A 13,381-nucleotide genomic window follows, 5' to 3' on the forward strand; every position below is an offset into this window, starting at 1 on the left:
TGAAAAATCACCCCCACCATGCCTATATCGGCACTGATTAAGGGTGATTACCTCACACATTTACTACTTACTCGTTACAGTCAAAGGCGAGATCGTCCAAGCTGTGGACATGCCCCGTAAGCCGACGCGCCCTAATAGAAACGCATTCGGATCCCTCCAGGTCAGGATAGGTTTATCGCTGTCCTCAGAGAAAACTTTTATTAATGAACCTTTCAGTTTCACGGTAAGGTGGCGGGTCTGACCTGGCTTAAATAGTAAACTTCCAGAGGCCGCTTCCACCGTATTTTCATAATTCACGCGCCGCAGCTCTACCTTGTCCGTATGGAACGCAAGGGTATACCCCATGAAAGCATCCTTCACCTGATCTTTGAAATCCGATTCGTTCGTCGTCCTGAACAGGATACCTACCTCATCCGATGTGTTCGCTTTGAGCGTCACATCGAAGTTAACGGTGTAATCTGTCCAACCGACATCTCCACCGAAGCGATTAACCAAGCCGACAGCTGTCGGCTTGATAACTGACTGCTCGGGCATAGGGACGGTTGGACTCGCTTCGACGTATCGAAGGGTAACGTCTCCCTTCGCCCCGTGCAGCGACAGCCACTGTGTGCCCGCCTTCAGTTCAAACTCACCAAGCGGCACCTTAGTCCATGCTGCATCATCTGCGAATAAAGACGCGTCCAGCTTAATCGACTTGGTCGTGCCGTCGACTTCGAGCTTCAACGTTGAACCCGCCGAAGTCTTGGCTGCGTTAACGGAGAGCAGATAGCTGCCATCCTCCCGAACATTGACCCGAAAGAGGAGTCCCTCTTCCCCCTTCGAAAGGCGAACAGCCTCACTGCCATCAGGCGTTAAGCCGGATTGGACGGTTGGTTGGCCTTCCCATTCAGCATGAACAGCTTCCAACATGCCAGGCAGAGGTTTAAGAGCTTGCACATCACTGCTGCCATTCGCTTCATTCGAGAAAGCTGTGAAGTGCAGATCAGGCTTCTCCCCTTGCGGCCACGCATAGCCGATTCGGCCGACGCGCCCCATCATGGCAGCTCCCTCGATCTTCAGCAGCCCGTCCCAATAAAGCAGGGTACCCGAATTGCCCGACTCCATACGGATCGTATGAACCTTCGTAAGATCGGTCTCCTTCGGCAAAGGCTTCGTCGCAACAACCGTTTCTACGCCATTTGTCCAATCTATTAGGGATAGCTCCATCGTCGCTTTGTTCACGCGAGCGCTACGGTAATTGTCCGCATCCCCATAAGCAAATATGACATCTAGTAATGAGCCTGCACCTTGCGCCTGATCCCATTTAAAATTGTATTCAGCCGTGTAGCGAGAGGCTGTCACTGCTTTAGACAACCATATTTCCTTGCCGCTTGCTTCACTTAAAGACTCCCACTTGTCAGCAGAAGGTGCGGCGCCAGGTACGTCCTGAAATGCTGGCATTCTTGGTGCTTCCTGTGGCGCACCATGTGTTGGACCAAGTACAGACATCTTGTCTCCGTTGAAAACAAGCCGATCCAAGTTCAGTTTGCGAATAGGCGGGCCTTCTGCTGATCGTCCGACTAGGTTGTGGTAGACCATATAGTAGGAGTCTAAATCAGGACCCATGACTGTCGCACTGTGACCAAGTCCATTGAAATCATTGGCAGTAGAAATCAGAATCGGATTGTTCTCTGGGATTGTGTACGTACCAATTGGTGATTCATGATTGACCCCGTAATTGACACGATACCCTTTACTAAATACATGATTTCCTGTGTACGTGATGAAATAACGACCGTTGCGCTTAATGATCATTGAACCTTCGGTCCAATGTCCAAGTGAGGCATTTAACTGTTGCCCCGGTTCAATCGTATAGGGATCCTTCATTGGACTTGCCATGATACCGTTCAATTTGGCATGTGTGAAATACCATTTCTCATCGTCGTCAATAAACACGGAGCCATCGATTGTTAAACCTAGATTGTCCGTCTTCGGTACGAAAGGACCTGTCGGTTTATCGCTCTGCAAGACGTAATGTCCCTTGCCCGCAGGAGAGGTGTACATGTAGAACGAGCCGTTCCAATACACGACCTCAGGCGCATAGGCCCCTTCGCTGATTGCTTCCTCGGTGACCAATCCTTCGTAGCGCCAGTTCACAAGATCATCCGAACTCCACGCTTTCACGCCTACCCGTCGATCCTTGGTACTGCAATATAGATAATATTTGCCATCAAAACGGAGAACATAGGGATCTCCGATCCCGTAATCCTCCCATTCCTGATCCAATACGAACGGGTTCTGGTACGTCTGAACTAAGGTTAGCGCCATCCTCTCCGCCCCTTTCTCTTGCCGAAGCAGTGGCTTTATTGTCACAAGAGCACATAGAAGAACACACACAGCGATGATATAGATCCATGTCTTCTTAATCTTTCGCATCTGATTATCCTATACCCCTGTTATCGAGTGACTTCCAATACATAAACAGATGAAGCCTTCAGCTCACAGATCGCTTTGGCGTTGACCACAGGTACGTCATGTTCATCGATAACGACCGCCTCCGGGTGATGTACATCATTAATGGTATCTGCATGTTCCCCGGTTAATGCAAATAGACGAGCTGTCCCCGATATCACGAAATAGTCCAAATCCACTTCGGTTTCAATGTCTTCGAGACTTCGATTAACCATGAAGATCGTTAATTTATCGCCAGCGGCATTACGGCAAGCGACAACGTCCAAGTTCGGCAAATCCGTTAGCTTAGGTGCTGTAGGCACAAGACTATTCACGCTAAAGCTGCCGGAGTCGGTATGACTATGAACGACATAGCCTAAGTCTCTGTTTGCATACATTTTCATGACATAGTAAGTTGGCGAACCATACACGGTTAAAGAATTCTCACTTCTGCCTGCCGATTTACCTCGAAACTGGTCCGCATAGAAATCCCCTACTCGAATGCACCCTCCCAGCCAGCCATTGACTAAATCAGAGAAGCTCCCAATCTCGATCAGATCGCTGTTGCGGATAAATTCATTCAAATTCGCTGCATTCGCAGCTGCAGCCTCAAGGGTGTGCTCATTGGGAAGCCCCTTACGGATCGTATTTGGATAGTACATCGTGTTATATTCTGTGATCGCCACTTTCAGATGCGTATAGCGCGAATCCGAGTTAATCAATTCTCTCGCTTGGCGAATGGATTCCCGTGTCCATTCCGGATAGGAGAGGATGGCTTTATATCTCTCTTCCTTCGGCGTGCGATCATTCATTCCGAAGCGATTGTAGCCATGATACAAATGCAACGTTACGTAATCCATGTGCGCTGCTGCTCGCTCAAGTAGGATTCGGTTCCAATCCTGCTTATCATCGCCACAAGCGAGCAGCTTAATCTCAGGATCAACTGCCTTCATCGCTTGCGCAAATCGCACATAACGATCTGCGAATTGTTCTGCAGTGCAATGCCCGACCTGCCAAGGTCCCCAGACTTCGTTGCCGATCTCCCAGTACTTCACCCCATATGGCTCAGCATGCCCATTTGCGGCCCGCAGTTTCCCCATCGGCGTGTCTGACCCGCCGTTGCAATACTCCACCCACTCGGCTGCTTCTTCGGGTGTACCGGAACCATCGTTCACGCAAATCAGCGGTTCCACCTGCAAGTCACGGCAAAACTGAATGAATTCATCCGTGCCAAAGTATTTATTCGTCCAACCGCCCCATGCTTCGTTAACGACGCAGGGACGCTCATTCACTGGACCAATTGCCTGTTGCCAGTGATAGGCGCTAATGTAATTGCCTGCAAGCCGCATCATACCGGCATTGAGCTCCTTGGTCATATCCACAACTTCCTTGCGAACGTTGCCAACACTATCAGACGGAAGCAGCGAAATATGATCTAGCCAAAGCATCCCCGTGGATACATGATCCCGCCAACGTTCATGCTCCGCAGGCACATAGAGTCTGAACTCCGCTTCTTCACATAAACGACTAACACCAATACGCGATTCATAATTTTTCCAGTTATGACTTTCGATCTCAATGCGGGTAGAGCCCAGCACTTCTCCAGTCGCTGCATCCAGGATGTCTGCCTGAAGGAACTTAATCTCGACAGATGCTCTTGCATATAACGATAATGCATAGCCCTGCTGATCTTCTTTCACGCTAATCGCTTGACGAATTCCTGCATATGCCTCGTCATCACTGTATATACGTACCAACTGGCTATGCCCGGAATGATAGGTTGCAGCGGGTTCGAGTGCGAACACCGTGCTTTTCCCATTCGTGAATGGGCGCCAGCTCCCAGATAGTCCTCTATAGGTTACATCGTTGCTTTCAAAATCCATATCCGAAAGCGGATAGGCCAACATCGCATCCATATGATCACGAATATCTTCCACGAAATGTCCGAATATATAAGAATTAATTCTGTCCTTACTGACTTGATTCATATTCACCTGAATCTTAGCTGTTGCACCCATGAATATAACGCTTCCTTCCGTTCTTTAGCCTTTTAACGAACCAATCATTACGCCTTTGACGAAGTGCTTTTGTACAAAAGGATACATCAATAACACCGGCAAACTGGAAATAATAATGACGACATATTTAATGCTTTCTGCCAATAAAATCTTAGATTCAAGACCCACACTGCTGTCCACCACATCCGCTTGACTGACCATCAACACTTCACGCAGCACTAGCTGTAACGGATACAAATCTTTGCTGCGAATATAAATCAAAGCATTGAAGAAGGAATTCCAGTGACCGACTGCATAAAATAAGACCATAACCGCCATAATCGGCTTGGATAACGGCAAGATCACATGGGTTAACAACTTCCAGTTGGAACACCCGTCCATATGCGCTGCTTCTTGAATCTCCCAAGGGATGTTGGATTGAAAATAAGTTCTCATCACAATCAGATTATAGGTAGCAATCGCGCCGGGGATGACTAGCGCCCACATCGTATCGACCATCCCTAAATTTTTCACAAGAAGATACGACGGGATGAGACCCCCGCTGAAAAACATCGTTAGCGTAATAAATACCATAAATATGCCACGCCCAGGTAAATCTGGCCTCGACAACGGATACGCTGCTAAGGTTGTCATAACCAAGTTGATAATCGTTCCTACTGCCGTGTACAAAATGGTATTGCCATAACCGTTCCATATTTGTTCATTCTGAAAGACATTCTTATAGGCTTCTAACGTGATCTGTTTCGGCAGCAAAATCACATCTCCATTCAGGACCAACGCAGGATCGCTGAAGGAGGCGCTTACGATAAATAGGAGCGGGTACAGGACCACGACGACGATAAGAAGAGCCAGGGCGTTAACCACGGCATCGAATATTTTCTCATCCGATTTCCTCTTTTTGAGTATTTGTGCCTGCATCATAGGACCCTCCTCACCATAGACTAGTCTCCGCCTTCTTACGGGCAAAGCGGTTCACGAGTAATAATAATGCCAAGTTAATGACAGAGTTAAACAAGCCAATAGCTGCCGTATAGCTGTATTCGCCTTTTAAAATACCTGTGGTATATACGAAAGTGGAAATCACATCACTGGAATCCAAGTTCAAATTATTTTGCATAAGCAATATTTTCTCAAAACCTACATTCATGAAATGCCCAACATCGAGAATAAGCAAAATGACGATAACTGGCAGTATGCCAGGGATTGAAACGTGCCAAATGCGCCGCATACGACTGGCACCATCCATTTTGGCTGCTTCATACAGCTGCGGATTTACTCCAGCTAGCGCTGCAATGTAGATAATGGACTGCCAACCCATATTTTGCCATATATTCGAGCTAATGAAGATCGGCTTGAACCACGCTGCCGAATCGAGAAAGCGAACCGGATCTCCACCCAACGCCTCAATGATTGCATTCAATGGACCACCGTGCGGAGATAAGAACAACATGAGCATCCCGACCATGACCACGATGGAGATGAAATGTGGAATGTATGTAATGTTTTGCACAATTTTACTGAATGACTTATTACGAATTTCGGTCACGATTAAGGCAAGTAGAATTGGAATTGGAAAAGCAAACAATAAGGAAAACAAGTTAATGGAGATCGTATTCCATAACAATCGCCAGAAGTAGTACGATTCTACGAATCGTTGGAAATGATCAAGTCCCACCCAGGCGCTTCCGCTAATCCCCTTCGCTGGACTGAAATTTTTAAACGCAATTTGTAAACCATATAGGGGGCCATAATGGAATACTGCGTACCAAACAATGGGAATGAGCAGCATCAAGTAAAGATCATAACGACTGCTCATCACTTTAAAGAGGCTGGAGCGCCTCGTTTTGGATCGAGACGCAACGCCCGCTGTCTTTGCTGTATTGTTCATGTGTAGCCCTCCAGCCGTCAGTCGTGCTTATTTTTGCCCTTTGAGGTTATCATACGCGACTTGATACAGCTTCTGCAGTTCATCGATTTTCATCTTCTTCAATGTACTCTGAAACTCAGCCCACTTATCAAAGCTCAGGGCGCCAGCAATGAATTTGGTGCTTTGCTCTTCGTAATATTTATCAATATCGTTACGAAGAATGTTGATCTGTTGCGCAGTTTGCTCATCGAACATCGGTGCTGCATAGCGAATCTTCGGCATGAAAGGATCAAGTTTCTTCTGCGCTTCTTGAACCTGCGGAGGATTGATATAAGATGCAACCTTTTCACTAATGAGATGCGGTGCACCGCCACCCGCGTAAGGAGTAATTTTGGACTGATTGCCTGAAGCCAAGAAGGCAGCCGTGTAATAAGGAATGCCATCCTTCAACTCATAATTTTCACCTTGACGGCCGAAGCGAAGCAAAGTGGAACCTTCGTCACTATAGAAATAATCAATCCAACGCATTGTTGCTTCCGGATTCTTGTTCACCGACGTGATCGCAAATGCACCGAAATCCCTTGGCACTGGAGCTGCCAGCTGCAGACTGTCGCCATGCGGTCCTTTGACTGGAGCGATCCCGACATATTGCTCGTTCACTTTCGTATCCAACATCGGATTGTTCGTCTGATCGAAGAAGAAACCTGTGTTTCCTGTCCCTTGTTTCGTCAGATATTGCGCTTCTTTCTGTGTAAACAATTCTGGATCCAGCAACTTCTCGGAATATAACTTGTTCAAATACATGAGTAATTCTTTATTCCGGTCGCTTCCCATCCAAATATTAACCTTGTCATTCTCTAAGTTAATGTTGTAGCCGAGTTGGAAATCCAAACCAAATGATCCCGCCATGATCGGTACAATACTCAAGCCGTTCCGTGCTGTCATTGGAAGTTCATCTTGCTTGCCATTGCCATTCGGATCCTTATCTCGGAAAGCTTTCAATACTTCATAAAGCTCATCAGTGGTTTCCGGTGCCTTCAAATTCAACTTCTGCAACCACGCTTGATTCATCCATCTCTTATCCGTTCGAGCCGAGTTCACACTCACAATACCTGGGAGCGCATAAATGTGTCCTTCAGGCGTTGTGATCGCAGGTCGAATTTCTGGATACGTTTCCATCAATTTCTTCAAATTAGGCGCATAGGCGTCAATCAACTTCTCAAGAGGAATTAATTGGCCGCCAGTCCCATAACGAATCGCTTCTAAAGGTGTAAGACCAGAGCGATACATAACATCCGGCAATTCATTCGAAGCAAACAATAGGTTCTTTTTCTCATTAAAACCATCCGTCGGCGCTTCAATAAATTCAACTTGCACATTGCTCATTTTCTCATAATCCTGGAACACAGGCATATCTTTGAAAGGGCCGTTCGTTGGCGCGATTCGTGTAAACATTTTCAATTTCAAAGGTTCTTTAACGATTGGAAAACCGGCTGTAGCAACACCTTTCGTCTCATCCGCTGGGGTTTTACCCTCATTCTCTTTACTTGGTTTGTCTGAACTGCAAGCGGAAAGCGTTAGGCTGGAAATGACCAATGTTGAAAATAGTACTGTCCCCCAATTTCTTTTCATGCTAATGTTCCTCCGATCAAGTTGTTTTCCACCCTATAAGAAAGCGTTTTCTAAGGGTTGATCTTAGTATAAGGAATTATGACGTTCCGTTGATTCAACATTTATGACTTTCCATTCTACTTTTTTGACTGTTTCAATTGGTCCATATAAGCCTGCGGTGTCATCTCTGTAATCCCCTTAAACACCTTGAAGAAATATGTGTAACTTATAAAACCAACCTCACTGCTGATCTGCTTTAACGAATAGGTACCTGACTCCATGAGCATGCAGCTTGTTCGAATGCGGACCCGGTTTAAATACTCCGTAAATGTCATCTGCATTTCTTCTTTGAACAGTCTGCTAAGATAGGATGAGTTCAGATTAAGCCCACTTGCAGTACTGTCTAGGGAAATGTTAGATGCGTAGTTATCCTTAATAAACTGAAGTGCCTTGGCTATATGGCGCGAATGGGATCCTTCTACACGCTGTTTCTTCATGGCCTCAACAAAGCTTGCATAGTAACCCAGCATCCAGAGTTCAAGCTCTGCGAAACTTCTCATGCGCCCAAGTTCTGCCCTTGCAGGCAAGTGTTCGATATCTTCGAAAGCTGTCTGCGGATTAAGCCGCTTCCATGTCAGTTCAACAAGATGCAGCATTTCACTGACAATGATTTGCACAGTCATCCCGTATACAGGCTGGCTTCGCAGCTCAGCAAATATAGCCGAGATGAATTGATTAACTCGTTCTCCATCCAATTGTTCTAGGAAAAGCAGCAACTGCTTCTGTTCCTTCCTGAATACGGAGTCTTTCAAGAGGGATGTATTCAAGCCTTGGTCGTGTTGAATATCCAACGCTTGGTTCGCTTTGATATAACTGGAACCCACCTGTCTCAAGTTTCCGCATAGTGGACCAATGGCATAAACGCATTGTAGGTTAAGGAACTTCTCGAGTGAATGTGTGAGTGCGCTCATTGCTTGGTTCATTTGCGTTGTAACGGCATGTTCGCTTCGCTCTTCTGAGGAAAATAAGACGATAAAGCGTCCTTCCCCTACATAGCCAACCGTTCGTTTCTGAACATCACCAATCGCCATCTGCATGACTTCAATTGCCTGAAGTACAAGGCGATTCTTTTGTACATCGGTCAAAGATTCCGTTAACAAAAGAAAAGGAACGATTTGTACAGCCGCAGATCTATAATTAACTGCATGTGAATAGAGCTGATTATCTCGGGCATATGACTGCAGCACTTCACTCGCACTACCTGTATCTCTAGCCAAATTAGCTACATGCTCACGGAGAATAACTGGACTTAGACGTTCAATCATAATGGATTGCGCATTTCGAGCTTCTTCGCTCTGCAATTGCTGAACAGCTTTATCCAGAAGCGTCAGAAGAGCTGGTGCTTGCAACCGATGCTTGAGCAAGTAGTCGATAGCCCCATTCATCAGACAGGTTCGGACATAATCATAATCGTCAAAGCTGCTTAACATAATCATTTTAACCTTCGGAAATCTTTCCTTCATCTCCCGGCTTAGCTCTACCCCATTCATGATGGGCATGCTCACATCCATAATCACGATATGAGGCGTCACCTGTTCCATCATGGTTAATGCCATCGATCCGTTATATGCCTCCCCACATATCGTGAACCCATGTTTTCCCCAATCCAGCATACTCTTCACATCATGGCGTGCCAACGCCTCATCATCGACTAATAACACTTGAAACATGATTATCCCTCCTGAAGCAAGTTATTCGAGTTATTCGAGTCCTTCTGAACCGGCAGTAAAGGAAATCTAATTTGCACAATTGTATACACATTTAGCTCACTCTCAACAAACACCCCATAAGGCTCCCCGAACAATCGCACGATGCGTTCATGTACGTTCCGCACACCCATTCCGCTAAAACGCGTATTGGTCTGAACTTTATTCACTTCAAACAGCTGCTCAATCTGCTCCTTAGTCATGCCTTTGCCGTTATCTCTGACTTCAATTCTCAATTCCTCATTAGCCTTATAGATACGAATGTCTACCGTACCCTCATATGCGGATGCAGATAGTCCATGTATGATCGCATTTTCAACAAGTGGCTGCAGCATTAATTTAAGAACACTAAGTTGCAGAAGATCATCATTTTCCACCTTAATATTCAAATGCAATGGCTCAACATATTTGTACTTCTCAATCGTCACGTAACTGCGGACATACTGTAATTCTTCTTGCAGGGTAAGGAATTCATTCGTATTCCCGAGAACACCGCGCATCAGCTCAATGAGGGATTCGGATACCTCTACGATATTCGGAACACCGTTAATTTTGGCCAGATACTTGACTGTATTCAGTGTGTTATAGAGGAAATGCGGGCGAATTTGCGCTTGCAGAACAGCCAATTCCGCTTCACGTTTCTCCCTCTCCGTCTTCATAATGCCTTCAAGCAAACGCTTTAATTCTTCAACCATGCTTTTGAAAACGAGATATAACTGCCCTATTTCATCCTTGGAATGAATCTCGACTGTTGGAAGCGTCATATTGCCTTCCATCACATGCATCATCATGGATCTTAACCTTCGAATATTTCTAGTTATTCTGGAGGAAACTTGCAGCGTCCCGATGACAATGAATATAAAAACAATGATCGCTACGGTGGCTAGCACATTGCGAATATGGGTCGTTTCCGTCAATAAAGACTTCATGGGAACGAGCGCCACCGTCGACCATCCCGTATAGTCCGATTTGCGAGTAATAACGAGATACGATTGCTGATTAATCACTTTCTCAACCGAGCCGTCCGTACCAGCTAACTGCTGATTGAATTGGATAAAAGCCTCCTTATCCAAAACGCTCGCTTGAGGCTCATAGATGAATTCGTTCTTCCTGTCCACCACGTAGAGCATACTATCTGGTGTTGGTTTGACATCATAGATTTTCTTAATAAATTCGTCATTGAGATCGAACATGACCATCCCGATTAAATTACGGTTATATCGAAGTTCACGACCTGTAACGATCGAATTATTGAAGCCTGTTTGATGAAAATAGGCATGCCCTGACCCATTTTGAAGTAAAGCATCCATCATGGGTGAGAATAATACGTTCTTATCTAGCCAAGGGGAGCCGACAAAGAACACCTTTTGATTCAACCCAATAACAGCTACACGTGAAATGTATGATTTATAAGCTATCAATGCCGATAAAAACTCCTCGATCCGCTTCTGCTCCTGAAACCACTCGAAGCTGGGTTCCTCTGTCTTGCTAAGAAGCGTATCCAGCACCGTTTTATTCGTAGCCACGACTGTATTCAATCGACTAACCTCTTCCAAACGGAGATTTAATGATTCGTCAGCCTGTCTGATGCTCTCGTTAACGGAAGTAATCGCATTATTCTTTACGGTTTCTCTCATGTAGAGATAAACAATACTTGTCACGGCAACGATACCTATTAACGTAACTAGACTGAAGGCGACAAAGATTTTCCCCTGGATACTTCCCGTAGGCGAAATCAGCTTTTTGATAGAGAACATTTTCATAAACGGGCGGCTCCTTTCCATGTCGTTAAACTTATGAAAGAAAAAACATGAACCCAGCTCGTTTCAGAGCTTGATTCATGTTTTTATATTACTCACTACAAGGCACGATGCATAGCCCCTCTTCATCTTCTTCGACCTCAAGCGGGACAATTCCTGGACGCGTCCGGAAAGGTGCTGTACGATCGTTTCCGAAAAATGTAGACATGAGTCTACCCTCATGATCAATAAACATCGTTCCATGCCCGCCATGCGGGACTGCTAATCGTCTTGACGTATAAGGGCCGTACAGCTCATCCGCAACCGCATACATCAAATCGTAAGTACCGTCAACACGTTTATCGCCGTTCCATTCGGCTGCACCCAGAATATACTTCCCCCTATATTTAACAATGAATGCCCCCTCGTAGCCTACGCGCTGACCATCGGAACATAGCAATTTGCGAGGGTCTTCCGCGAAGCCCGTCATGTTGGATTTCATCCTCGCTATCTTACCATCCTGCCAAACAAAATAAACGTGGCCATCCTCATCTTGGAACAGACTGGAGTCAATATCCGTATTCGTCATGCGTCCCATATCGATATACGGTCCTTCTGCTAGTCCAGAAATACTTTTGATCATCCCCGTTCCGCCGCCTTGAAGCGAATACGTGATCCAGAATGTACCATAGAGATAGATCATTTCAGGTGCCCATAGACAAGGGTTCTCATAGATGTTGTTCTCCCAAGTGCCATTTTCGGACAAATCCCATACCTTCGCCACATGGTGCCATTCCTTCAGGTCTTGGGAACGCCACACATGAAGTTGGTTATTCCGATCCCAGAAATTGTGATGCGGCTGATCCGACGTCCCGGTCAAATAATAGGTGCCATCCTGCCCCGTACTAATATGCGGATCCCGAATGAGGAAGTCTGCGACAGGTTGAAGACTGCCTACTCCACCTTTTTCAAACCACACACCCTCACTTGGTCGAATAAATCCTGGCTTTATCACGTTCATAGGTACAATAGAAGGATAATGCTCGACAAGCGAATAGTTGCCGCAGCCTGAGAATGCTGCGCACAACTGATTGTCTGTATCCGTAAATAACGAAATTTGGCCGCCATGAGGAAGTGCCAAGTACCGCCGACTGTAGGGACCATAGATGGATTCACTCACCGCGACAAACGTATCTACCGCATCACTATCCATCCTAGCAAAGGCATCTGCGCAAAACATGTAATACGTGCCATCCTGTTTATATAGAAAAGCCCCATACGTTCCTACCTGTAGATTCTGACTATACGAGGGGTGATCTTCTCGTCCCGCAACCTTCCATGGCTGTACGTCTACCCTCCGAGGCAATTCTGCAAGACCTGTCATCTCCGCTGTCATTCGGGCAATTTGACCATTGCCATAAACCCAATAGACCGCTCCATCTTCATCCTCGAAAAGCGAAGCATCTTGCCCGTCATTCGTTATTTTCCCCATGTCTTGGAATGGCCCCTGCACAGAAGTTGATAAGCTACGAAGCAGTCCCGTACCGCCTTCTTGCAAACCATAGGAAATCCAGAATGTCCCTTTCACATAATGAATTTCCGGGGAGCAGATGCCACTATAGCCCTTACTTTCCTTCTGCCACGTGCTTTCTTGCTCTAAGTTCAATATGTTCAACGGACCCTCCCACGACTGTAAATCGGAGGAAGTCCACACTTGTATATGCGAGCCTTCTGTTGTTCCTGTCAAATAAAATACGTCATCTGGCCCTTTGCAAATACTCGCATCTCGTAAAGAGACATCCAATATTGGGGCTATGGGTAAGGCTGATTCCGAATAGGCTGTACACGCAGACCATTCCGTCTCAGGATGCGGAGGCTGTGTCACAAAATCGCTTTTCATTTGCGCTTATTCCTTTCATCTTCCTGGTTGTATTATAGCTAAGTATACCG

8 protein-coding genes are annotated in these 13,381 nt (G+C 46.0%); all 8 read right to left on the reverse strand.

The genetic code is table 11. From position 1 onward, the window contains the following. Positions 1 to 63 precede the first annotated feature (63 nt). Positions 64 to 2,415 (reverse strand): family 43 glycosylhydrolase, encoded by a 2,352-nt coding sequence (locus AC58PV_RS00950; RefSeq protein ID WP_497430420.1) that lies wholly within the window; start codon positions 2,413 to 2,415, stop codon positions 64 to 66. Positions 2,416 to 2,435: 20 nt separating this feature from the next. Further along, positions 2,436 to 4,448 carry an alpha-L-arabinofuranosidase family protein gene (locus AC58PV_RS00955; RefSeq protein ID WP_497430421.1) on the reverse strand — a complete coding sequence of 671 codons (2,013 nt, stop codon included), beginning with the start codon at positions 4,446 to 4,448 and terminating at the stop codon, positions 2,436 to 2,438. 24 nt (positions 4,449 to 4,472) lie between these two features. Continuing rightward, entirely contained in the window at positions 4,473 to 5,366 is an 894-nt protein-coding gene (locus AC58PV_RS00960) for a carbohydrate ABC transporter permease (RefSeq protein ID WP_497430927.1), read from the reverse strand. 13 nt (positions 5,367 to 5,379) lie between these two features. Further along, positions 5,380 to 6,336 carry an ABC transporter permease gene (locus tag AC58PV_RS00965; RefSeq protein WP_497430422.1) on the reverse strand — a complete coding sequence of 319 codons (957 nt, stop codon included), beginning with the start codon at positions 6,334 to 6,336 and terminating at the stop codon, positions 5,380 to 5,382. A gap of 27 nt (positions 6,337 to 6,363) precedes the next feature. Beyond that, positions 6,364 to 7,947, reverse strand: coding sequence for an extracellular solute-binding protein (locus AC58PV_RS00970; RefSeq protein WP_497430423.1), 1,584 nt, complete (start codon positions 7,945 to 7,947; stop codon positions 6,364 to 6,366). 116 nt (positions 7,948 to 8,063) lie between these two features. Beyond that, complete coding sequence (locus tag AC58PV_RS00975) at positions 8,064 to 9,656, reverse strand: response regulator transcription factor (protein WP_497430424.1); 1,593 nt, start codon at positions 9,654 to 9,656, stop codon at positions 8,064 to 8,066. 2 nt (positions 9,657 to 9,658) lie between these two features. Next, on the reverse strand, positions 9,659 to 11,455 hold the full coding sequence (locus AC58PV_RS00980) for a cache domain-containing sensor histidine kinase (RefSeq protein ID WP_497430425.1): 1,797 nt from the start codon (positions 11,453 to 11,455) through the stop codon (positions 9,659 to 9,661). A gap of 88 nt (positions 11,456 to 11,543) precedes the next feature. Further along, positions 11,544 to 13,331, reverse strand: a complete 1,788-nt coding sequence (locus AC58PV_RS00985) for a family 43 glycosylhydrolase (RefSeq protein ID WP_497430426.1) — start codon at positions 13,329 to 13,331, stop codon at positions 11,544 to 11,546. Positions 13,332 to 13,381: the final 50 nt, after the last annotated feature.

This window comes from Paenibacillus sp. J22FR83, assembly GCF_059691955.1.